General features: G+C 60.9%; 19 protein-coding genes, 1 tRNA gene and 4 pseudogenes. 7 read left to right on the top strand and 17 right to left on the bottom strand.

All coding sequences use genetic code 11. The features are described 5' to 3' along the window. The first annotated feature begins 136 nt into the window (after window positions 1–136). Window positions 137–890, top strand: a pseudogene (locus tag BJA_RS08520) (IS6 family transposase). A gap of 7 nt (window positions 891–897) precedes the next feature. Next, window positions 898–1,212, top strand: coding sequence for a hypothetical protein (locus BJA_RS08515; protein ID WP_011084497.1), 315 nt, complete (start codon window positions 898–900; stop codon window positions 1,210–1,212). Here the strand turns inward: BJA_RS08515 and BJA_RS08510 are convergent. From BJA_RS08510 to BJA_RS08490, 5 genes and pseudogenes are all read right to left on the bottom strand, one after another. Continuing rightward, window positions 1,209–1,499 carry a DUF2274 domain-containing protein gene (locus tag BJA_RS08510; protein WP_011084496.1) on the bottom strand — a complete coding sequence of 97 codons (291 nt, stop codon included), beginning with the start codon at window positions 1,497–1,499 and terminating at the stop codon, window positions 1,209–1,211. The two genes, BJA_RS08515 and BJA_RS08510, sit on opposite strands and share 4 nt — an antisense overlap. Further along, a pseudogene (locus BJA_RS08505) lies at window positions 1,496–1,897 on the bottom strand (TrbI/VirB10 family protein); the annotation flags it as partial. The gene BJA_RS08510 and the pseudogene BJA_RS08505, both read right to left, overlap by 4 nt. 74 nt (window positions 1,898–1,971) lie before the next feature. After that, a protein-coding gene (locus tag BJA_RS08500; RefSeq protein ID WP_110115815.1) for an IS5-like element ISBj2 family transposase occupies window positions 1,972–2,732 on the bottom strand; the annotation gives its coding sequence in 2 pieces (ribosomal slippage) (window positions 1,972–2,393 and window positions 2,393–2,732; 762 coding nt in all). Between the two features lie 165 nt (window positions 2,733–2,897). Next, complete coding sequence (locus tag BJA_RS08495) at window positions 2,898–3,560, bottom strand: amino acid ABC transporter permease (protein WP_011084494.1); 663 nt, start codon at window positions 3,558–3,560, stop codon at window positions 2,898–2,900. Beyond that, window positions 3,557–4,072, bottom strand: coding sequence for an ABC transporter permease subunit (locus tag BJA_RS08490; protein ID WP_028176066.1), 516 nt, complete (start codon window positions 4,070–4,072; stop codon window positions 3,557–3,559). The genes BJA_RS08495 and BJA_RS08490 overlap by 4 nt, the downstream gene beginning before the upstream one ends. A 26-nt stretch (window positions 4,073–4,098) precedes the next feature. Between BJA_RS08490 and BJA_RS08485 the strand changes: the two are divergent. Then, window positions 4,099–4,366: pseudogene (locus tag BJA_RS08485) on the top strand (transposase); the annotation flags it as partial. Window positions 4,367–4,368: 2 nt separating this feature from the next. Here BJA_RS08485 and BJA_RS08480 read toward each other — a convergent pair. Both BJA_RS08480 and BJA_RS08475 read right to left on the bottom strand, forming a co-directional pair. Next, window positions 4,369–4,581: pseudogene (locus tag BJA_RS08480) on the bottom strand (IS110 family transposase); the annotation flags it as partial. A 149-nt stretch (window positions 4,582–4,730) separates the two neighbouring features. Beyond that, entirely contained in the window at window positions 4,731–6,593 is a 1,863-nt protein-coding gene (locus tag BJA_RS08475) for an NEL-type E3 ubiquitin ligase domain-containing protein (RefSeq protein WP_011084490.1), read from the bottom strand. A 243-nt stretch (window positions 6,594–6,836) separates the two neighbouring features. Between BJA_RS08475 and BJA_RS08470 the strand changes: the two genes are divergently transcribed. Then, the gene (locus BJA_RS08470) at window positions 6,837–7,598 is read left to right on the top strand and encodes an IS6-like element ISBj7 family transposase (protein WP_011084489.1); all 762 of its coding nucleotides are present in this window, start codon (window positions 6,837–6,839) and stop codon (window positions 7,596–7,598) included. A gap of 115 nt (window positions 7,599–7,713) precedes the next feature. On the opposite strand, the gene BJA_RS08465 is transcribed toward BJA_RS08470, so the two are convergent. Further along, window positions 7,714–7,875, bottom strand: a complete 162-nt coding sequence (locus BJA_RS08465; protein ID WP_162131541.1) for a hypothetical protein — start codon at window positions 7,873–7,875, stop codon at window positions 7,714–7,716. A 524-nt stretch (window positions 7,876–8,399) separates the two neighbouring features. Between BJA_RS08465 and BJA_RS08460 the strand changes: the two genes are divergently transcribed. Beyond that, a tRNA-Ile gene (locus tag BJA_RS08460) sits at window positions 8,400–8,475 on the top strand. A 283-nt stretch (window positions 8,476–8,758) separates the two neighbouring features. Here BJA_RS08460 and BJA_RS08455 read toward each other — a convergent pair. The 4 genes from BJA_RS08455 to BJA_RS08440 are packed head-to-tail and all read right to left on the bottom strand — an operon-like array spanning window position 8,759 to window position 13,312. Continuing rightward, window positions 8,759–9,937: a DUF1488 domain-containing protein gene (locus tag BJA_RS08455; protein WP_011084487.1), complete on the bottom strand. Its 1,179-nt coding sequence runs from the start codon at window positions 9,935–9,937 to the stop codon at window positions 8,759–8,761. Continuing rightward, on the bottom strand, window positions 9,934–10,695 hold the full coding sequence (locus tag BJA_RS08450; protein ID WP_011084486.1) for an E2 domain-containing protein: 762 nt from the start codon (window positions 10,693–10,695) through the stop codon (window positions 9,934–9,936). Before BJA_RS08450 ends, BJA_RS08455 begins: the two co-directional genes overlap by 4 nt. A gap of 12 nt (window positions 10,696–10,707) precedes the next feature. Then, window positions 10,708–12,189 (bottom strand): adenylate/guanylate cyclase domain-containing protein, encoded by a 1,482-nt coding sequence (locus tag BJA_RS08445; protein ID WP_011084485.1) that lies wholly within the window; start codon window positions 12,187–12,189, stop codon window positions 10,708–10,710. Further along, entirely contained in the window at window positions 12,176–13,312 is a 1,137-nt protein-coding gene (locus BJA_RS08440; RefSeq protein WP_011084484.1) for an adenylate/guanylate cyclase domain-containing protein, read from the bottom strand. The genes BJA_RS08445 and BJA_RS08440 overlap by 14 nt, the downstream gene beginning before the upstream one ends. A gap of 144 nt (window positions 13,313–13,456) precedes the next feature. On the opposite strand from BJA_RS08440, the gene BJA_RS08435 reads away from it, so the two are divergent. After that, on the top strand, window positions 13,457–13,783 hold the full coding sequence (locus tag BJA_RS08435) for a helix-turn-helix domain-containing protein (protein ID WP_011084483.1): 327 nt from the start codon (window positions 13,457–13,459) through the stop codon (window positions 13,781–13,783). A 2-nt stretch (window positions 13,784–13,785) separates the two neighbouring features. After that, window positions 13,786–14,661 (top strand): ImmA/IrrE family metallo-endopeptidase, encoded by an 876-nt coding sequence (locus BJA_RS08430; protein ID WP_011084482.1) that lies wholly within the window; start codon window positions 13,786–13,788, stop codon window positions 14,659–14,661. On the opposite strand, the gene BJA_RS08425 is transcribed toward BJA_RS08430, so the two are convergent. Genes BJA_RS08425 through BJA_RS43580 form a run of 5 tightly spaced genes read right to left on the bottom strand, consistent with a single transcriptional unit; the run spans window position 14,648 to window position 21,394 of the window. Then, a complete protein-coding gene (locus tag BJA_RS08425) occupies window positions 14,648–15,853 on the bottom strand; it encodes a Wadjet anti-phage system protein JetD domain-containing protein (RefSeq protein WP_011084481.1) in 1,206 nt (401 codons plus the stop codon). The genes BJA_RS08430 and BJA_RS08425 overlap by 14 nt on opposite strands. Then, on the bottom strand, window positions 15,850–19,350 hold the full coding sequence (locus BJA_RS08420; RefSeq protein WP_011084480.1) for an SbcC/MukB-like Walker B domain-containing protein: 3,501 nt from the start codon (window positions 19,348–19,350) through the stop codon (window positions 15,850–15,852). The genes BJA_RS08425 and BJA_RS08420 overlap by 4 nt, the downstream gene beginning before the upstream one ends. Then, complete coding sequence (locus BJA_RS08415; RefSeq protein ID WP_011084479.1) at window positions 19,347–19,988, bottom strand: DUF4194 domain-containing protein; 642 nt, start codon at window positions 19,986–19,988, stop codon at window positions 19,347–19,349. The genes BJA_RS08420 and BJA_RS08415 overlap by 4 nt, the downstream gene beginning before the upstream one ends. Beyond that, entirely contained in the window at window positions 19,978–20,643 is a 666-nt protein-coding gene (locus BJA_RS43585; RefSeq protein ID WP_038968076.1) for a Wadjet anti-phage system protein JetA family protein, read from the bottom strand. The genes BJA_RS08415 and BJA_RS43585 overlap by 11 nt, the downstream gene beginning before the upstream one ends. Next, window positions 20,567–21,394: a Wadjet anti-phage system protein JetA family protein gene (locus BJA_RS43580; RefSeq protein ID WP_011084477.1), complete on the bottom strand. Its 828-nt coding sequence runs from the start codon at window positions 21,392–21,394 to the stop codon at window positions 20,567–20,569. The genes BJA_RS43585 and BJA_RS43580 overlap by 77 nt, the downstream gene beginning before the upstream one ends. Window positions 21,395–21,425 lie beyond the last annotated feature (31 nt).

Genomic DNA, 21,425 nt, shown 5'->3' with positions numbered 1-21,425 from the left:
GCGGTGATCTGCGACCGAGTTTGCCCCAGAATACCTTAACTCGTTGAGTTGGTCGCCTGCCAAAGCTTGTAGGCTCACTCCCAACCGGCACCGTCAAGTTAACGAATAGGGGTGGCCGATGGGGTAGACGACCGGCATGCCGACCGCCCGGGCCCCTCTTTATCGCCGCCATCGCTTCCCACCGGAAGTGATCAGCTATGCCGTTTGGTTGTATTTCCGGTTTCCCTTAAGCTTGCGCATGGTCGAGGAAATGCTGGCGGCGCGTGGCATTGGCGTGACCTATGAAACCGTGCGCCAGTGGGGACGGAAATTCGGCAAGCCGTTCTCCGATCGGATCCGCCAGCGCGCTCCCGCCCGCGGTGACAAATGGCATCTGGACGAGGTCGTTATCTCGATCGCGGGCGAACAACATTGGCTCTGGCGCGCTGTCGACCAGGATGGCTTCGTTCTCGACGTCTTGATCCAGCGCCGAAGAGACTCGCGCGCTGCGCAGCTTCTCATGAAGAAGCTCTTGAAATCCGCCGGCACGCCGCCGCGCGTGATGATCACGGATAAGCTGCGTTCGTACGGCGCTGCGAGGGCGAAGATGGGCTTTCACGTCGAACATCGCCAGCACAAAGCTCTCAACAATCGGGCCGAAAATTCTCATCAGCCGACGCGAGCGGATCATGAAGCGTTTCAAATCGTCCCATCAGGCTCAACGCTTTCTGTCAGTTCACGATCAGGTCGCGAACCTTTTCCACATCCCCTATGCCGGAGCCGCCACCGCCGACTTCCGTCGTGCTTCGCGCGAGCGAGCCTTTGCGACTTGGCGCGAGATCTCCATGACAAGCGCTATCGCCGAATCTCGACCTCTGAGAATCGCCGCCTTCGGCTCGGCGGTCGATTAAGTTGACGATGCCGTTCCGGGATGCGTGGGGCGAACCGGCGCAGCGGTTCGACCTCGGGCAACCCAATCTTCCAGCCGAATTTGTTGCTCCCTATGCCGAGGCGTTCCGGGGGCATCATGCATCGTCGTCACCTAGCACGCGTCACCAATGCTGGAAAGCACTGAAGTTCTTTGCCCGCTTTCTCGCCGATAGCGGCAGGGTTCAGGCGCCGGCCGATTTGACGACCGAATTGTTCGGCCAATACATCTTATGGCTGGACGCCTTGCCTTCCCGAACCGGCAAACCCTGTGCTCAGCTTTCGCGCTTACTGGCGGCAAGCTAACGGCAATCCATCGTTGCGTCCGTTTCTTGACCTGCGTCGTGAACGCTATGACCGAGGTGCGAGCTGAGTGTATTTCGCCGTGCTTTCGCGAAGGCGCGGTCGGTCGCCATGCGACGCTCGATCATCGGCGCAATCAGTTTAGCAGGCTCGGTCCGCGTCATCAGACCTACGCTATGCGTCAGGATCTCGGCGTAGCTTCTGAGATCCCTAAAGACCGCCGCCGGCAGCTCGGTCGTGAGCTTGACTGGCTTGTCGTCTTCAAGCGGCCCAAGCTTGAGCTTCGTCATGGCGCTCCTCCATTGCTGTAGGGCGCCAGCACCAAATCGCGCGTGCCGATCACGCGGACCGGAAACCTGGCCGGATGGTCAGCGTCGGCTGGATGTTGAGCTGACGCTGCACGACCAATTGGCCGGTCTGGCTGATGCTGATGGACGCACCGCTACGGATCGCTTGAACGAGGTTGTTCTCATTTGGCTCGTGCCGCCTCTGCTCCGACGCTGAGCATGGTCGAGAGAACGGCGGCCTTGAATAGCATGCCCCAGTGGTTGTCGACATCGTCCTCGAGTCCGGCATAACCACCACTGTCGGCGCCCGGCTGGCGCTCCAGCACGATCGAGTTGCCGTCCGGTATGATGATGCGAGTCCAGACCAAGAGGATTCGACTCTGGCCGTCCGCACGGCCGCTTTTTAGGCGATGATCTGACTGGCGTGGGCGCGCTCTCGGTGCAGTTTGGGCTTTGCTTGAACTAGGGTCCAGACTCAATTGAGCCAATATGCGACGAGAGCGGCGAGATGAACAGCGGCCAAAAAATTACGGGCGAGCTTGTCATATCGCGTGGCGATGCGCCGGAAGTCCTTGAGCCTGCAAAAGCAGCGTTCGATGACATTTCGTCCTTTGTAGGCGCGTTTGTTGAAGCGATGGATGACGACACGGTTAGATTTATTGGGGATTACGGGCTTGGCGCCGCGACGAATGATTGCGCCGCGAAGCTTGTCGCCATCATACCCTTTGTCGGCGAGGAGCACGCTCATGGGTGGCGCGAGCGCCAGGACATCGGGAGCCGCAGCGATATCGGCATCCTGGCCTGGAGTCAGATGCAGGACGACCGGCCGGCAGAGCGGATCGCTCAGCGCATGGATTTTTGTCGTGCGGCCTCCGCGCGAGCGGCCGATTGCTTGATTGTGCTCCCCCCTTTTCCGCCGGAGGCACACCGGTGAGCTTTAATCGAGGTCGAGTCGAGCGACAGTACGACGCCGTCTTCGCCAGGCTTGGCCAGCGCTTCGAAGATTGCGCACCATCGTCCTCGCTTGGCCCAGCGATTGAAGCGATTGTAGATCGTCGTGTAAGGGCCGTATTCACGTGGACAATCACGCCATCGTGCACCCGATTGCAGCATGTGAATGATGCCGCTGACGATGCGTCGGTCGTCGTCCCGATCCGGCCCCGTCAGTCCCCTCGGCAGATGCGGTTCGATACGCGCCCATTGCCTGTCGTTCAGCCAAAACAAACCAGCGCGCATTCTCTCGCCCCCGAATCAACACGTAGGCAAGAGAATCACGTGGCGCTATTTAGGTACAGACCCTAGAACATGTCTCCGCGCAAAGCGCTCGATGGAGTCGAGCGGGTTCGCTCAAACGGCGCAATTGCCTTTCCCTAGAAGGTTTCGATCGACTAGGAATTGTTTTCAGACTCGAAGACAGCGTTCGATCATACTGGCCAGCCCGCTCAACGCGTAGCAGATCACAAAGAATATGCTCAGCACGCCCAGATAGATCTCGATGGCGTGTGAGTCTCCGGTTCCGACATACGCTAGTCTTTCTATCATTTGACGCGCCGATCCCAAGAGATCCGACACCCCAACAACGGACGTCAGTGCACTCGCCTGGACGAGAACGGTGAGCTGCCCGACGTAGGGCGGCAACGCACGCCGAAATGCTTGTGGCAAAATGACGAACACAAGCGCTTCCGTTGCGCTCAAGCCAAGCGCTCGGGCGCCCTGCTCTTGGCGATGTGGAATTGAATCCAAGGCGCCTCGAAAGACCTCACCGATGTTCGCCCCGCCCCAGAGCCCCAATCCGATTATTGCGGCCGTGAGTGGGCCCGTGCGGAGACCAATTTGCGGAAGGGCAAAGAACACGAAGAGGAGTATCATAAGCGACGGCACGCCGCGGAACAACTCAACGTAAAGCCGTCCGACAAAGCGCGCGAACGTGAGCGTGCTTTGCGACAGCGCCGCGATCAGGAGACCAAGGATTGTCGCCAAAATGACGGTGAGCAGCGAGATCCACAAAGTAACCAAAAGGCTCTTACCAAGGTAAAGGGTGACAGGCCAAACCCAGTTGGTCATTTAACTACTCCCAGCCCCGGAACCGCGAGCCTGCGCTCGAACGTACGAGACAAAGCGCTTAGGATGCTGCACACCAGCAGGTACATGAGACAAGCGATTCCGAAGGTCTCAAACACTTTAAACGTATCTGACACGATCCGGTTGGCGACATAGGTCAATTCCTGATAGCCGACGACGATCATGAAGGAGGACGACCTGAACTGCGTGATCGCCGTGGTTGTTGTTCCGGTGATCGCGATGCGCAACGCGATCGGGAGTGTGATGTCAAGAAAGGTCTGGAACGCCGGCAAGCCGAGAGCGCGAGCTGCCGTCACTTCGCCTTTCGGCACAGCTTCGAATGCGGCCCTGAAGACCTCCGTTTGATAAGCACCGCCCCACAATGCGAGCGCTAGCCAGGAAGTCTCGAACGGCGTCAGACGGATGCCTATGTCGGGTAGCGCGTAGAACAGAAAGAGCTGGCTCCGGAAATCTGGACAGGGCGATGAGTGGAGTTTCTGCCTGACGGCGGGCAAGATTGTCCCGCGAATCAGGAGAGACGATGAGCAGACGAGCCCGCCGGCAGCACGCACTCGCATTCAAGGCCAAGGTGGCGTTAGCGGCGATCAAGGATCAAGGGCGAGATGACGCTGGCCGAGCTGGCTGAGCATTTCGACATGCATCCGAACCGGATCACGCAGTGGAAGTCCCAGCTTCAGGAAGCGGCGGCCGAGGTCTTTGGTCCTCGCGGTGGCAACAGAACGAGCGAGCCCGCGGGGGACGTGAAAACGCTGCACGCCAAGATCGGGGAGCTGACGCTTGAGAACGATTCCTAAGAAACGGCAGCATCTACTTTCGGCTCCAAGGGCAGGTGAACAAAGCCGAATGCCTTGGCACGCCGCTGCAAATTGTTGACCACTCGCGTCCGGTAGCGCGTCTCGTAGGACGAGGCCCCGGGATCGACATAGTCCATTCCGTATCGCACAGCATTGTAGAACAGAACTGCGATCTTCCGGGCCGTGGCGGTCACGGCCTTGGTCTTGCCAAAGCACTACTGCCGCTTCACAGCATAATGGCTGATCAGCCGTCGCAGTTCAGTTTCCGCCGCTGCGGTTGAACCAATACCTCGCTCAGGCAGTTGCTTGATCCTTCGATCTGGATGAAGGACCGCGTGGTCAAGCAGCAGACGCCGCTTCACAGACTGAGGCCGCGTTTGTTGAGCACCGTGTCCCTCAGAGCACCCTTGATCTCGCGAGCGATGTCCTTGCTGACCTGGGGTCCGAACTCCCGCTCGGCATCCGCAACGACATCGGCCTCAGCGCCGATCAGTCCCGCTTCAACGAGCTTTTGCTTCAGTCGGCCCGGGAACTCCTCCTCCAAGGCATCGGCGAGCTTTTCCTCCATCGTGGCATGGTGTTCCGGTTCAATGCGGAGCACCACATCGTCCCAAGGTTTCCAGTCCGTCGCCAAATAGTCGGCGAACCCCGTCGCCTCCTTGCTCCGCACAGACGTCTCAGCCCTGTCAATGTCTTCCTCGGTGAGGTGAGAGTCGTAGAAGTAGTTCATGTCCGGGGCGATGTGCTGCAGCCCCAGCCGCTCGCGCAGCGTGGCCTGATAGGCAAGGTAGACCTCGATTTCGTCGACGTTGTTGATGGTGCCGCCTGTGCGGAGCGATTGGACCTTCTCGCGCGCGATCCCCCCCAGTGCCTCCAAGCGGAACATGACACGGCCTAGATCAACGAGGGCCGCTACCCCCTCGTTATTGTCATAGAGCCCGTTCTCGACGTTGGCGATCAGGCGCGCGGTTTGCATGCCGTTCCAGGTCAAAGTTCTGCGATCCGCGCAGCTCTCGTTGGCGTCAAGAGCAAGCTGGAAGTACTGCGCGCGCAATTGCGGGTTGGCCGCTGCCTGCCGCAGATCATTGGCCACCCCCTGCTGGAATCCTTCGTTCCCAGAGTTCACGGTATTCCGCAGCCCGTTGAGGAAGTCTGCGTATTGCTGGGCACCGGGTTCTTCTGCAAAGCTCTGCCACTTGGCCACCACCTCGGGATCGCCCTCCTTCGGATCCCCGTTGAGCCAGTCCGCTACTGCCTCGGGAAGAGACTCCGCAGCTACTGTCTCGAGAGGAAACGGCGCAACGGCGGCGTCCTCCCACTGATCTTCGTGCGTCTCAGACAAATCAAAGACGACCCTCGGGCCGGCATACCCATCGGTACTTTGGATTGTGTCCAGGTTCATCAGCATCTCCTGGGGCAGCGGATTGCCAGACACAACCACCTCCGCAGCAGCCCCCAACTGCGTTAGCAAGCCCGTGGGTAGGCTGGTTAGCTGGTTATCGTTAAGGTAAAGTCTTCCGAGACTGGTCGGGAGAGTCTCGGGCAGGCTCGTCAATTGGTTTACACCAACGTCAAGGCTTCCGAGACTGGCCGGGAGAGTCTCGGGCAGGCTCGTCAATTGGTTTACACTAACGTCAAGGCTTTCGAGCCTGGCCGGGAGGGCCTCGGGCAGGCTCGTCAATTGGTTGTTGCCGACGTTGAGGCCCTCGAGCGCGGCCGGGAGGGTCTCAGGCAGGCTGGTGAGCCGATTGCTCCACACGTCCAGCAAGGCGAGCCCGGCCGGAAGCGCGGGCAAGCTGACCAACTGATTCCCATTAACATTGAGCGAATTGAGCGCGTCAGGGAGAGTCTCGGGCAGACTGGTCAGCCGGTTGAAGGACGCGTCGAGCGAGTGGAGCCCGGCTGGAAGTGGAGGCAGGCTGGTGAGGCGCAGCATTGCAAGATTCAGCTCGCCCTGATTCCAAGCATTCACTCGCCTTACAGCCTCTTGTCGATCCTCGAGCGGGTTCTGCCCCTCTTCGGCAGCCCACTCCTCCAGCATCTGGTCGTGCCCCCCCTCCGCAGGAGCAGAATCCCCGAGATTTGCCGGATCGTCAGCGGCGAGCACCGCGTGGGTCAAGACTCCAACCCACTGCGCCTCCTCACCTTCCCGGTCCTCGCGGCCGGAAGATTCGGTGCTGCCATTACCGCGCTGAGCCTGCCCTGCATCAAAGGGATCCATTTCCTGCTCCTTGTCGGACTGAGCAAATTATGCGACCTCTCGGCCCACATCGAACGTTGCAGCCTCTAAGACATTTAGCTTACGTCGAGCTGACGAGCGTTGAACCATGTTGAGGAAGCGATCTGCGCAATTTGTGAAGGAGTTCGGCTTCGATTCGGTGCAGCCTTTCGGCTTGAGCCAGATGAGGTCAGAGGGCACCGTCAAGTTAACGAATAGGGGTGGCCGATGGGGTAGACGACCGGCATGCCGACCGCCCGGGCCCCTCTTTATCGCCGCCATCGCTTCCCACCGGAAGTGATCAGCTATGCCGTTTGGTTGTATTTCCGGTTTCCCTTAAGCTTGCGCATGGTCGAGGAAATGCTGGCGGCGCGTGGCATTGGCGTGACCTATGAAACCGTGCGCCAGTGGGGACGGAAATTCGGCAAGCCGTTCTCCGATCGGATCCGCCAGCGCACTCCCCCTCGCGGTGACAAATGGCATCTGGACGAAGTCGTTATCTCGATCGCGGGCGAACAACATTGGCTCTGGCGCGCTGTCGACCAGAGTGGCTTCGTTCCTGACGTCTTGATCCAGCGCCGAAGAAACTCGCGCGTTGCGCAGCGGCTCATGAAGAAGCTCTTGAAATCCGCCGGCACGCCGCCGCGCGTTATGATCACGGATAAGCTGCGTTCGTACGGCGCTGCGAGGGCGAAGATGGGCTTACACGTCGAACATCGCCAGCACAAAGCTCTCAACAATCGGGCCGAGAATTCTCATCAGCCGACGCGGCGACGCGAGCGGATCATGACGCGCTTCAAATCGTCCCGTCAGGCTCAACGGTTTCTGTCCGTTCACGATCAGGTCGCGAACCTTTTCCACATCCCCTATCCCGGAGCCGCCACCGCCGACTTCCGTCGTGCTTCGCGCGAGCGAGCCTTTGCGACTTGGCGCGAGATCTCCATGACAAGCGCTATCGCCGACTCTCGACCTCTGAGAATCGCCTCCTTCGGCTCGGCGGTCGATTAAGTTGACGATGCCGTGCCAGGACACACCGTGATCAAACAGACGTCAAGCGCCAATTAAAGCGCCGCAGAGCTGCGCTTACGATCAGCGTCGAACCGATGAGTTTGAATCACCAATGTCATCTGGTGGCGCCTGCATCGGCGCGATCGATGACCCAGGCCACCATGTAGCCCTTGGCCTGCTCGCCTCCACGTGCATCGGCGATCTGTTCTTCTTGCCCGGCGGAATCCTGAATATCCGAGTGCTCGAGCATGGCCTTGCCCATGTCATGGATAGGCACGAAGGCCTCAGACTCCGCGTTGCCCGAACCGACGATGGTCTACGTCTGACAATCGGACCTTCCGTGGCCGAACGCCTCGTGGAGGAGATCGATCTTGTCGGAATGACCGGCCTAGAATGCCGGCCTTACCGCAAGAACGACCAGGCGTTTGTCGAACAGAAGAACGGAGCCGTGGTCCGAGAGATGGTCGGTTACATTCACGCGCGTATGGTAGTTTTCAATGCGCCGTTTTCTTACAACCTTACGACCTTAGATTTGAAGATCGCTCTCGCGAGTTTTGGCCTGCATCTCTTTGAGCCGTGTCAACTCCGTTTCGCAAGGCTGGGCTGTCTCGGTCAGCTCAGCGCTTCCATGCTTGACAGCCCGTACGTCTTAAGGGCCCCTCCAGCTTTGCTCCGATAAAGCGACGCGAGCGCCAAAGCGGGACCCAATCGCCTCTTTCAATTGGCATTGCCGGAATGCCGGCTATCCTGTAAACGGGCCGCGCACCGTTGCCGGCCGTCTTTGAGCGGTCGCCCGCAGCGGGGCCTGTAGCTCAATGGTTAGAGCCGGCCGCTCATAACGGTCTGGTTGCAGGTTCGAGTCCTGCCGGGCCCACCAGTGAGTTCAAATTGTGCGCGGACACCGAAAGAGCGACTCGATTCCTCTATAAGAGTGACTCGATCGCCTCCTTTAAGAGTGACTCGATTTCATAGGCCGCTGATGCTGCACGGTTATTTCGACTGATTTTTTCTGACGACCAGGCGCGAGCGCGAAGGAGTCAAGGGGGGTCTTTTTGACTTTGCGCAGCGTCAAATGCGCCTGGCGGTCGCTGTGCGCGTAGCTCAAGTCCCCGGTAAGAGTGACTCGATCCCTAGCTTTAAGCTTTAGGAGTGACTCGATTTTAAGCGCGCGGCGCCCGGACCGGAAGCAAGCTCAAATCCCTGGGTACCAGAAAAATGGTGCCATCGCGTTCGACCAGATCTCGCTTAGCCTTCTCCAGCGCAAGCCGGCGAAGCAGGTCCTTGTGTCGATCAAATGCTTGAACCATCTCCTCGGAGCCAGGCCGAAGACCGCGCTCTTCGATATCTTCAAGAGTGTCGCCGTGGACTCTGCAGATGACAATCCTCCCGTCGGTCACAACGCCAAACTGAACCGTCGCTCCCTGCGCCTCGAAGGCTTCGTGGACAAACAGATCCGGACGACGAGCACGTGTCTTTTCCGGCTGGAATAGCGGAAAAGTTCGCAATGCTGCGAGCGCATCCTCCTTCGATGCGAACAGCGCGGGGTTGTGATAGAAGCGAATGAAATACTGCAGCTCTTCGCGTTCGTAGGTTTCCTCGGAAACGATACCAAGGAAGTGGACTCGCTCTCGAAAGAGCCGCGCACCCCGCATCCGGTTGCGCGCATCAAACGCGCCGGCAATTGGAAATTCTCGCCCGTCATCGGCGATCCATCGATACCTCGCCCATTCAGGCACGGCGTCCGCACCATAGGCTATCTGCCGGCAATCCCAACGATCAATCTGTCCGAAAGTCCGAGCATCAACGACCAGCATTGATCGCCTCGCGCCGTCTGGCGCGGGGAACTTGGACGGCTGCCCGTCATTCTGCGCTTTGCCGACGATCCTCTCGATCCCCTTCAGTGTCTCTCCTTCGGGACTTTGCTTCCGCAGATCACTTCGGCGCTGCCGCTCCGCCTCGTCGAGCTGAGCCTCGTCAGCCGTTGGCGGCGCAGGCGAAGAGAGCGACTTGCCGAAGGTCGATCCTTCCTCCCAGGAGGCGGCCTTCGCCGCGTCTGTCTCGTCGAACGAGAGAAGTTCGACGTTCCAAACTCCGCAGGCGAAATCAACGCTAGTCTCACCGACCCCCGCCGCATATTCGTATACCGGAGTGATGCCGCAGTCATGCAGCGCCTGTCCGAAGCGCGCCTCGAACAGCGCGGACATATTTTCCGTGGTTAAACCACCGCCATCTTCGATCCGGTTGAGGAGCAATCTCGCCCAAGGCAACGGCCGAAGGGTCTCAATAGCTTCTGCGGTGCTCACCGCTTCCGTCGTGGTCAGTTCGGCGAACTTGATCACGCTCCCGTTCCTCGGCTGATCGCAGTACCATCAGTCGGTCCGGCCTTTTTCAACGGACATTCGCGCATGGTACCACAGCACGCTTGGCCGCGAAGCCCGCGCCAATATTCGGCGACCTTGATGCGCCTCCAGTGCTCGAGCACGACCGGACAGCCCTGACCACAACGATGGCACTCTCTTCGAAGAAGAGGTCGCCGGTGCCGATCGGTACGACCGCAGATACATGCGCTTCGTCCGTTCCGCAGCATTCCGGTCTTCTGGTTGATCTTGGCGAGCCCGGACGCGATTGGTCCCGATCCGAACGCGACAGCTTCGCGGTAGACTGACTGTAGCCCGAGCTGGTCGGCGGCACGCTCGGCGGCGAGTTCTATCTCGGCGGCTTCACCGTGAGATAGCTGCGCTTCGCCAGGCCAGAATCCGGCTTCTGCTGCGGTCTCCTGGCACAGAATGAACACGTGCAGCTTTTCCCACCAAGCAGTGGCGCTGGCCCCCGTTATGCCGTCTCCCGCACGTAGTCCGATGCAAAAGGAGCCGTCGGGATTGATATGACGCTCCGGGCAGCAGGCCGGCAAAGTGCCGCCCACTGGCCGCTCAAATACCGCGATCTGGTCTGCAACCTGCACGACCCTTAGCTCGAAGACCCTGGTAAACGCACCACTGCTACGCGTTGCGACGACGTCCACCTGCGCCTCAAACGCATGGACGGGGCGGAAATCCGCCCACGTCGGACAGCAGCGAGCGAGCGCGACCAGGGACATGCTCTGCGCCAATCAGCCCCGAAAAGGCTTCTTCGGTGCCGCATGCGGGCGTGCTGCAGGTTCATTCCGCAAGATCTGCACGGCCGGCGCCTGCGCGGTCCAAAGCAGATCGGACGCCGAATCGAACGACATCAACCGGCCGGACGAGAAGTGCTTGCGGACTGCCTGATCCGCCACGCTCGACGCGACCGTGCCGAGGCGAACTCCGCCGTGTTCAATGGCCTGCTGCGTCCGCTCCGCCTCGATCGTCGCCTTGCTCGCTGCGCAGCGCACGCTCTCGTCACCTCGAGATCCTAGGCGCGTCATTGGCGTCTGCCCGTACTCGATGCCGACCGCGAGATCGATTGCAGCTCCCGATCCGACGATCCCCAAGCAGAGGTCGAAGGACGATCTCATCGCAGCGGCACACAACGCGGCCCGCCGCACTGTCTTTGCCGGGTCATCAGCGCGCTCGCCTTCCGCCACGCAGCCGTGAATGCAGTCGCCGATGAAGCGCACGCGCTTGCCGCCGAAGTCCTCCTTGAGCACGGCGTTGAGCTCTTCCCTGATCACGTGCACCACCTTTACAGCTTCACGGATCTTGTCGGATCCGCCGTGGATTGCCTGGTCGACGAAATTGGTGAACCCATCGATGTCCGCAAAGATCGACGCCATGCCCATGCGGACCGAATTCGCCGGCGCGAGTTCGCTGAACTTGACTGTGGACAGCGGCAACGCCGGACGCTTGAACCGAAACATCGGCTCCGCGGAATCGAGAGCGACCGCAGACGCAGTCCGGTCGAGGCTGTCGAAGCCGTACTTCCTCACCGCCCCCTGAACGTAGGCCTCGTCCAGCGTCATCACGCCAGCAGACTTTCGCACGGCTCCCGCCGCGACCCGCTTCTGAGCCGTCTCGGTCAGAAAGATGCCCTGCTCGGTTCCCGCCGCCACGAGCTTAGCTGCATGATTTGCGGGACGCCCGAGAAACAGCGTGTCCTTCTCATGGGCCCCACGGCCGGTGGTCATCGCCAGGCACTTTCCATGGTCGATGCCTAAACGAATGCGCGACGGGAAACCATGGGCTTGACCAACCCGTTGCGCCGCCTCGGTGAGCTTCCGAGCGAGCGCTACAGCACGCTCTATCTGAGCGGCCGGGTCGCCAGCCGGCGACGTGATGACGGCGTGCAGTCGAGCGCCGTGGTAATCCACCCGATCGCCATCGTCCCCATCGACAAGCGAATCCCACACGCGGTAGTGCATGTGCAAGAAGGCCAGGAGCCGGCGGTGTGCCGCTTCGGTTTCCTGGCCCCGATCGGCGACCAGAGTCTCGAAATCCAAAAGCTCGCCGTACACATGCGCGCCTTCGACAAGGAACGCTTGGCTCAGCGGCATGCGGCTCAGCATCCCGCGCTTCTCCACGATAGCGCTGTCGAGGACCACATGGCGGTCGACTGCTGGCACCGTTTTGACGTGCTCGCGAATGCGGGATTTCGCGCGATCTTCATTCCATGACATCTGCTGACTCCTTGATCGAATAGACGTCGAGCGAGACGCCGTGCTTCACTTCCACCTGTACCGGCTTGCGGAAACCGTCGGGCTTCGCGCCTGATCCGATCATGAGCTCGCGCAATTCAGGGCTCACGCGGATGCCACCGAGCTCAGCGGACTTGGCCTGCTCATAGCGCGCGGCGATGTTCACGGCGGCTCCCAACAGCGTAACCGCGATCCTGTTGTCGGCGCCGAAATCGCCGAACGCCACGTCTCCGCAGTGCAGCCCGATGCGGATCGCAAGGTCGAGTTCATGTTCGGCGAAGTAGCTGCTGCACTTCTCGGCGATGAGGGTCGAGCACCGCATCACAGCCAACGGTTCGGCGCGCTCGCGATCGGTCGTGTCGATGAACCAGAAGCCCATCAATCCGTCACCCATCAACTTGTCGATCTGGCCACCGGCATCGCGGATTGCATCGATCTGAATCTTGGCGAGCTCGCGCAGATGTCGCGCCACCTGGATCGGCTGCTTATCTGCGGCCCAGGTGCTGAAGTTGGCGAGATCGCTGAAATAGACGATGGCCCGACGGCTCTGCACCGGCGGCGCCTCCCCGCCAGCGGCCATCTTGACGAGACCGAGCGCGTCACCGTCGGCGAACCGGCGAAGCAGCAGCTCTCGTTCCGTCGCCAAGCCGCGAAGCTCGGAGCGAGCACGCGTGGCCTGCTCGAGCTTGTCGTTGATGACCACCGCCAACGTCTGCATCCACGCGACCTTCTCGTCGTCCCGCAGCTTTTCCTGAAATGACGCGTCGATGCACAGCAGCCGCACGGGCCCGACGGCCTTGATGTCGGCGGTGCGGCTGGCAGCCCTCCCGGAGAGGAAATGAAGGAGCCCCTGCTCGCCGATGAGTTCTCCGGCATCCCTGAAAGCGACGTTCTGCTCGTCAGAACGGACCTCGACACGCCCGGAGAGCACCAGCCAGCACCCGCCGACCCGATCGCCGCGTCCGCATACACGCTCCTCCGGCACGTAATCTCGGACCGAGCAAAGGCCCGTGCGCTCCAGCGCGCTCAGGATCAAATCCGGCTGCGGGCAGGACTGCTGGAGAAACCGGTCGATCTCTCGCGTGACATTGGCGGCGAAGCCCATCGTCCAGGTTCCAGGTTGGGCGGGAAGGCTAAAAATCTGATTTGCTTTCGCGCCACATTAAGTACGTCTACTCCGAACATACAAAACTCTTTGCTGCCAGTCAAGGACAGGATATGGTGCTACTCCGAACATGCGAAAGCGAAGGTGCACCGCGTGGCTGAGACGCTCAGAGATCGCATTAAGACATTGAGGAAGAAGGCAAAACTGACGTTAGATCAGCTCGCGCCTCAGGCAGGTCTGAGCAAATCTTACCTTTGGGAACTGGAGAACCGCGACCTCCCCCGCCCCTCCGGGGAGAAACTTGCAGGCTTGGCGAAAGCTTTGAACGTCACCGTCGACTATCTTCTTGGCGGGGATCCCACCGAGAATTTGGAAACGGCCGAGGACAAGGCATTCTTTCGGGAATACGAAGCCATGTCGCCAGAGGCCCGCGCTCAGCTCCGCCGATTGGCAAAGGCATTGGATAAATAGCCATGAACTCCGAGGGCTGGGGACTGCAGAGGTGGGCGAACCACTTCAACCAGATGTTGAACCTGGCCAACCCGCCCAACCGTTACCGCTTCGACGTCGGCCGGCTCGCCATGGAAACGACCGCCCAGATGTTTCCCGGCGATCCTATCGTGAAGGTAGAAGAAGAAGACCTCGAGGGATTCGCTGGCGCTCTCGTCCCAGCCGAATCCAGAACTCGCTGGGGCATCGCTTACGGCAAGGGACAGTCGCCGGGAAGGCGAAGGTTCACTATCGCCCATGAATTCGGCCATTTCCTGCTCCACAGGAAGAAATATCCGAACGGCATCCATTCAAGCGAAGCCGATGTGGATGGCCGAACGAAGATCGAAGTCGAGCGCGAGGCGAACGAGTTCGCCTCATGGCTGTTGATGCCGTTGGACGATTTCCGCAAGCAGATCGCGCCGAGAGACAAGCCAGACTTCGACGCGATCGGCAACTGCGCGACGCGCTACGAAGTTTCATTGGTCGCCGCGGTCCTGCGATGGCTCAGGTACACGGAGAGGCGAGCGGTATTTGTCAACTCCATCGACGGGTACGTCAATTGGGCGTGGTCTAGCGACGCGGCCTTCAAGAGCGGCAACTTCATCCGCACAAGCCGGGGCCCTGTGGAGCTTCCAGCCGGATCCGCCGTCGCGCAGCAGCAGTTCACGCCGGAAGTCCGGAGCGGCGTCGATCACGCTGCCGGAGTGTGGTTCAATCAACGCGTCAAAGAGCATTCGTTCCGGAGCGAGAAGTACGACACCGCCTACACGTTGCTCCATCTGGCAGATGCGGAGCCAAAATCGTGGTCTGAAGGAACGCCCCTTGAGGACACGTACGAACGATTCATGAGGCGGTGACGTCGGCCCATGGGCGCTCCGGATCCAGCGCCTCCTGCTCCAAGTGGCGCACATCCGATCCGAACGCAAGCCAATCCGCCAACTCGCGCAGCGCGCTGTCGGACCTTGCGATCGAGGCCAAGCTCGGATCCGCATCCGCCGGCTGGCCCGATTTCTCGGCCAGATCCTTAGTCATCAGGTGCGGTCGCGGCCCACGCGGCAGGTTTTCCTCAAGGTACCTGAAAATTCGCACGCCGCCGGCGTCTACGTCGCCCCAATGAAGGAACGGCACCTCGGCCGCCACTGCCGTAAGAACCTTTGCCAGAAATTCGACGACTCCAGCCGCCGGGAAGCCGCCGGTATACACGATCAGGCTGCCGTCCTCGATCTCCCGGACTTGCCGATTGAAGCTCGCATAGTTCTCGATCGTTAGGATCGTCGTCGGACGCTCCAAGACCGAGAGTTGCTGCAGCATCTCCGGATGAATGGACGCGAACGGCCTTGCCCGGCCATCGACCAGGCGACCGTCAGCCTCCCCAACGGCGACAGGCCCCCTCAAATGAATGGGATGGCTGAACCGCTCGAGTCCGATGTGCGTCCAGACAACATCGGCAGCCGCGCCCGGCTGCCCGATCCGGACACCGAGAACCGCGGCAAGCCGCGAAGCGTGCCTATCGAAGGCCTTGGTGTCGTTCGTCGCCTTTTTAGAGAAGGTGCGCGCGTCCAGCCCTCTGGCCTCCTCTCGCGAGATGGACGCCAGCAAGCTGAAGAACTCCTTGGCTGCATCGACTTGGCCGGCCGTCAGGCGATAAGCCGCCTCGCTGCGGGCCCACCTAGCCGTCATGTCGTCCAACAAGGTGATGACCCACGGTTCTCCGGTCGCCGCGACCGGAAGCAATTCGTCCCTGACGCGCTGCGCGGTCGCCGGAGCAGTCGGGCGGCCGAGATGCCTGGCGAGCAGCTCAGCGTCGCGGACGACGACGCGCTCGATCAGATGGCCCTGGTCCCTCTTGCCCCATTTCACCTCGACAGAACCGAACCTTTCGGCCGCGGTGATCTGATCATGGAAGCGGCTCATTTGCTGCGCGGTCGAAAGCCGGTCATAGTCTGGAGCTGCAGAAGCTGACCACGAGCGATAAGGGTTGCGCTCGCTCCGCTCCAGCAGCCGTTCGAGCAGTTCGACGCCGGCATCTGTCATCCGAACGTCGGTCATTCAGCGGCCTGGTCCCGCGGGATAGCCTCGGCCTTCTCGGCCGCGATCCGCTCGGACTTGAACACGTCGAAGCCCTTGCGGTAGGGGTCGATAGCAACGATCGCGTCGCGAGCCTTCTCGGTCAAGAATTCGGTGTCGATCATCACCTGGTTGCCCAGCCGATTCACGTTTACGACGGTGTCGACCACTTCCATGAACACGTGACGCTTTTCGTCGGGTGTGGCCAACACGACTTGGAGTCCCAGGGCCCGCATGAAGTCCGAGCACTGGCCGATCGCCTTCGTATCCAGCCGATTAAATGCTTCGTCGAAGATCGCGAGAGACAGTCCGCTCTCCCCGGTTCGCCGGTTCTGGTATGTGGCGGCCAACGAGGCACCGATGGCGATGTAGAACGGCAACTGGCCTTCGCCTCCGGATCCAGTGCCCGCGCGGCTCGTCAGAGACGACCGGATCGTACCCTGGGCATCCTTGATGTAGAGCTCGAAATTGAAATACTTGCGCGGGTCCTCGATATCCTCCGTCCGCGCCTCTGGATTCGACAGTATCTCCTCGATCTGGCGGACCGCGCGCATCATCGGGGAATTCGCGTCCCCGCTCCGGTCGCCGAAGAGCGGCAGGTTGAATTCAGGCTTTCGGGATTCTTCGACGAGCTCGATCATGTCGACATGAGTTGGCGCATCGAGCGCTTTGAACGAGTAGTAGTCCCGCCCGTGGAACTGGCGATCTTCCAGATGGCGATTGAGCTCCTTCAGGGTGTTTCGAATGCCCATGAAGGCGTCATCCAGCCGATGAAGGAGATCGTCTCGGAAGGCCGAGGTCATCTCGGTCGCGGCGTTCCGGCACTGCTCCTCATACTGGACTAGCTCGTCCCCATCGAGCCGCTCCTTTTCGGTCGCCGCCCACTGCTCTACTGCCGTCGGCGTTGCCTCTTCAGCGGTGAACGACGGCACGACATGGAAATCCTGACCGTGCTTGTTCATCGCGTTGGTCATTTCGCGCATCAGGCTGGATCGCCTTGTCGTAGAGCGAGTCTCTCTGTCCGCGGTCAGCCCGTCGATGAGGTTCGGTATCGCTTCCGTCGCCATTCTGGCGACTTCCGGACGGTAGTCACGCATCGCCGTCGATTGCGGGAAATCTTGACGCATCTGACGTGCACGGTCCCGTCGAGCTCCACGCGCGGTGGTGCTATTCTTTTGCATGTAGTCATCGTACGCGCCCTCGGCCTTATCTCGCGCGCTCTTCGCGGCGTCAAAGGCCTTCTGCGTCTCCAATTTCCTACGGCCCGCCGTCACCACTTCACCCGCGAGACGCTCCAGATCGGCAACGAGCTTGGGGTCGCGATTCCGCTTGGCATCCTCGATGTTTTTGCCGATCTCGGCGAGCTTGCGGTCGAAAGCAGCCAAGTCGGCTCCGCATTCGGAGCAGGTCAGGCCAGCTTCGATCGTCTTCTGGAAGCGGGCAAACATGTCCTCGAACAGCCGTGCTTCTTCTTCCAGTAGGCCAACCTCGCGCGCCCGCTCAGCGAGCTGCATCGTGAGGTCTTTTCGCTCGGTCTCGAGCTGCTGACGCATTTGCCCCTGTGTGGCACGCCCGAGCTTGAGGTGTTCAGGTTTGGGAAGCCTTCGAACCGTACGGCCACCTTGCATCATCCGGTCAGGCGTGATGGCGTTCTCGGCGGCGACCATCCTGTCCATGGTCTCTACCATCATCAGCCGGCCCAGCCTATAATTGAGGAAAGCCCGGGCATGCCGGTTTTCCGTGCTGATGATCTGCGCCAACGACCCCTTCTCGGCGGGGCGCGTACCGTCGGTCTTCGTCGTGTTGATGACTTCGGCGTGTTGGAACGAATATTCGCCGCCTTGCCGGTAGATCTCCAGGGCTCGGACGGCCCGACTGGGCTCGACGATCAGCGCCTCACGGGAGCGCCCCAGGACGGCCTCGGCCGCCATCCGCCATTTGTCGTCGCGGATTTCCACCAGATCGCACAGCGGCTCGGCCTCGATGCCATGCGAACGAAGCTGATCTATCAGATTCCGGGTGCCACGCTCGATAGGGCTGAGCCCTTGGTCCATCCGTTTCAGATTGCTGTCGATCTGGTCGATGCGATCCTGAAGGTCCTTGGTCGCGACGCGGGCCGTGAAATGAGCGTCCGAGAACGACTTCCGGACCGCCGCAAGTCTCTCCTGGTCCACGGCGCCCAGCGCCGCGTCGAGATGCGAAGCGCTATCTTTCCAGTCGCCCGGCAGTGTCTTGTCCCATTCGGAAAGTGGCGCCCTTCCCCGAGCGACTACGACCGCGCTCAGCAGCGCATGCAGGAGATCGTCACGACGAACCAGCAGATTGAGTTCGACGGCCTTCTTGATCGACGCGATAAGGCCTTCGATGTCCTTGAGCGGCGCCATGGCGTTGGCACGCTGGCTCAGCGCTGCGGCCTTGTCCGACTCGTACATCTGGGCAAGCTGTTCGGCGTCGCTGGTCCTGATCGACAGCTCGACGGTCTTATGCTCGGCCTCGAGCGCGGCATGTCGGGCCGCGGCCGCGGCCGCCTCGACCTCTGCCTTACCTGCCACGCTCCGAAACTGCGCGATGACCTCTTCCTGCCGCCTGGCTTCCCGGCAGAACTTCTCCCATTCCAGGCGCGCGATCTGCCAGCTATTGGTTGCGATAACCTTCTCGTTTTCCACGGCACGGCCGACGATGCGAAGGATTCCGGCTAGGCTGGCGCTCTGGGCCCTCAACTCCTCGATGCGACGGGTCAATGACCGCCAGTGTTCGATTCCGAGCCGAAGTCTGTCGACCTGGAGAGGCTGAACGTCGAGGACGTAGTTCCGGACGAAATCCGTAGGATTGTCCACCGGCTTCAGCAGCAGCGCGTTCCGGAATGCCTTCTGGAAGCGCCGTGGATCGAGCGGAAACCCTGCCGGCGATAGAGCTCTGAGCGATTCCGCCACGAAGTCGGTAGCGCTTGAGAACGCATCGTCGACCTCGATATGTCGCGCTCGCAACGCGGTGCGTACGGCGTGCCACTGCAGTGTCTCGACCTCGTCGTCGCCGACCGCCGCGAGTATGTCGTCCTTTGCCATGGCGCCCTTGGCGATGAAGCGCGCCTCGCAGGACTCGTCGCTTCTCGAAGCCGAAGCCGAAAAAGCCACGCCCAGGCTCACCGCCGAGCCATCGGCCAGATCCTCGAAGACCAGGATGATGTAGGTGTAGGCATGCTGTCGCGTCGGCTCCGAACGCTCGCCCTTCTCGTCGAGCGAGACAACGCCGAGGCAGTAGTCGCGGAGAGTCCGCTTGCTCCTGACATTGCTCTGGGCGCTCGGATTGAAGCGGATGCTGGCCATACTTGCGCCCGAGAGCACTGTCTGGACGGCGTCGATGATCGCCGATTTACCCGCACCGTTCGGACCGATGATGGCGGTCATGCCGCGCAAATCGACCTGCTGCGCCCGGAACAAGTACCAATCGATCAGGATGATGCGACGAAGTTCGATCACGCCTGCACCTCGCTCGCGGCGTCGGTCTTTGCCGTCGCCGGGATGGAGCGCGACACGAACTCTTCGAGGGATCCTAGCGTATCCTTGGAGACCACGATCGGCAGGGCGGGCCGCAGGAACAGAGTGAAGTTCCTGTCGTCCCGATCCTCGATTCGGACAAGGCCGCGCTGGCGGAAGCCGGCCAGGATTTCCTTCACCCTTCCGAAATTCGGACGCTCGCGATGCGTGCGATCTTCGTAGATCTGCAGGATCTGCTCGCTCTCGACCTCAACCTCGCCGAATTCCTTGGCCTCGAACCGCGTGAACGCCTCTTCGTAGTGGAGCCGCAGCACCAGAAGCAGAAGGCTCTCATCGAGCTTCATGCTCTGACGAGGGGGCAGCTCGTTCGCCACCAGGCCGACGTAGCCGTCGTTCGGCCTGCCCACGACCCGGTACCCGAGCGCATCGAACAGATTCTCGAAATACCCCATGTGGCGACGGAGCACTTCGTAGGAGGTCTTCATGCCCCAGTCGTTCTCATAGATGAACTGCGCGCGCCAAAGCGACTGTGCCGCCTGCCGCAGTTCCTTCTGCAACTGGTCGCCGTCGTGTCCCTCGGAGTCCGCGTCGTCGATGAGTTTAGAAAGATCACGCAGCATCGGCCGTGGTCCTCGTTCTTTCGATCCGGAAGGCGGTCACGTCGATCCAGTCGTTGGCGGTGCGCCCCTCGTCGAGCCTGATCGTGAATTCGCCAAGTCGCACAGAGCGGCCGACCGCAGCCAGGTTCGGGAGCGCCCGGTAGGCGAAGAGGTCCGGAATGCTCTCGATCTCGATCTCCGCGGACGACACGGCATCGCGGCCCTGCATCTGCCGCCGGGCGAACTCGAGCAGCCTCTGGTCGGACACGCGCACCATCCGGTCGAATTCGGTCGTGGCCTCGACATAGGCGCGCAGATATGGATCCTGCTTCGGCACCTTGAAGCGCGTCCGCTCCGGTGGTGCCTTCGGAGGCGGTGGCGTGTACAGCGCAAGCGATGTGATCGGCAGGCCCACATCCGGCGACCCAAGACGGATCTCCACTTCATCGCGCCCGATCTTCGAGAGTTGCTCGATCAGCCGGACGATCCGCTCAGCGGATCCCTCTCCCATGACGTCCATGTAGTGGACGGTGGTGCGGATGCGGCGTTCGAGACGGTCGCGGAAATCTTCGATCTTGTCCATGAAGGGGCCGACGTCCTCAAAGACGCTCTTGATCTTCTCGAGCTCGGCGACGACGCGTTCCTCTGCCGTGGCAACCGTGGAGCCTGCGCCCATGACACCCTGCTCGATGTAAGGCGCGCGCGATTTTGCCAAGCTGATTGGCATCCGCGAGCATGTCGCCGGCGAGCGTCGCGATCGTGCGGCGATGACGGTACGGATTGTTGGACGTCTTGAGCTGCTTGTAGTCGGCTATCAGGAGGCCGTCGACGAAGTCCTGGAAGAACGTACGGAGGATGGCCGCCGCGTTCGGATTCCCCAAAATGCGGTCCTCGATCTCGCGCATTCCGGCCAAGATGCGACGCATGCTGCGGGCAAACCGCAATGCCGTGTCGTGTGCATTGGCCAAGCCTTGGGCCATCGTTTCCGGTTCACGGTGCGCGGCCTCCAGGTTGTTCTTGACGTCGACCACCGCGCCTGCGACGCGGACGCGGCTGTTGCCGAAGTCGGAGATCGCCCCGAGGACCATGAACGCGTCCGGGTTCATGTCCACGTAGGTTCGCCATTTTTCGGTTTCCTCCGTGAGCCAACCGGTATCGCGCAATCGATAATAGGCTAGGTAATGGGCTTGGCTTGTGGTCTGATCCTCTTCAGGATCGCCTTCCGAGAGGTCGCCCATCGATCCGATGCCGAACTCGGAGAGCCCGATCTCGATCTGCTTAACGATCTCTTCCCTAAGCGGCGTCTCGAGAATGCGCGCGGAATAGACCCGCTCATAAAGGCGCATTAGCAGGCGCGAATAGACGTGCTTCTTCGGCCCGGACAAGGGCTTGAAAAGGGTCTCCGGAAGATAACCAAACAGCTTCATCTAAGCAGCCCTCGGCTCGCGGATTGAACCG

The organism is Bradyrhizobium diazoefficiens USDA 110 (assembly GCF_000011365.1).
GTDB lineage: Bacteria > Pseudomonadota > Alphaproteobacteria > Rhizobiales > Xanthobacteraceae > Bradyrhizobium > Bradyrhizobium diazoefficiens.
The sequence above is the reverse complement of the archived record's forward strand: the minus strand, read 5'-3'. Positions and strand labels throughout refer to the sequence as shown.

Excerpts from the sequence above, each read along its gene's own strand:
- BJA_RS08415 (WP_011084479.1), bottom strand. The coding sequence starts at position 19,988 with ATGCTGCGTGATCTTTCTAAACTCATCGACGACGCGGACTCCGAGGGA.
- BJA_RS08515 (WP_011084497.1), top strand. The coding sequence starts at position 898 with ATGCCGTTCCGGGATGCGTGGGGCGAACCGGCGCAGCGGTTCGACCTC.
- BJA_RS08510 (WP_011084496.1), bottom strand. The coding sequence starts at position 1,499 with ATGACGAAGCTCAAGCTTGGGCCGCTTGAAGACGACAAGCCAGTCAAG.
- BJA_RS08495 (WP_011084494.1), bottom strand. The coding sequence starts at position 3,560 with ATGACCAACTGGGTTTGGCCTGTCACCCTTTACCTTGGTAAGAGCCTT.
- BJA_RS08450 (WP_011084486.1), bottom strand. The coding sequence starts at position 10,695 with ATGTCCCTGGTCGCGCTCGCTCGCTGCTGTCCGACGTGGGCGGATTTC.
- BJA_RS08445 (WP_011084485.1), bottom strand. The coding sequence starts at position 12,189 with ATGTCATGGAATGAAGATCGCGCGAAATCCCGCATTCGCGAGCACGTC.
- BJA_RS08425 (WP_011084481.1), bottom strand. The coding sequence starts at position 15,853 with ATGACCGACGTTCGGATGACAGATGCCGGCGTCGAACTGCTCGAACGG.
- BJA_RS08440 (WP_011084484.1), bottom strand. The coding sequence starts at position 13,312 with ATGGGCTTCGCCGCCAATGTCACGCGAGAGATCGACCGGTTTCTCCAG.
- BJA_RS43580 (WP_011084477.1), bottom strand. The coding sequence starts at position 21,394 with ATGAAGCTGTTTGGTTATCTTCCGGAGACCCTTTTCAAGCCCTTGTCC.
- BJA_RS08475 (WP_011084490.1), bottom strand. The coding sequence starts at position 6,593 with ATGGATCCCTTTGATGCAGGGCAGGCTCAGCGCGGTAATGGCAGCACC.
- BJA_RS43585 (WP_038968076.1), bottom strand. The coding sequence starts at position 20,643 with ATGGGCGCAGGCTCCACGGTTGCCACGGCAGAGGAACGCGTCGTCGCC.
- BJA_RS08470 (WP_011084489.1), top strand. The coding sequence starts at position 6,837 with ATGCCGACCGCCCGGGCCCCTCTTTATCGCCGCCATCGCTTCCCACCG.
- BJA_RS08430 (WP_011084482.1), top strand. The coding sequence starts at position 13,786 with ATGAACTCCGAGGGCTGGGGACTGCAGAGGTGGGCGAACCACTTCAAC.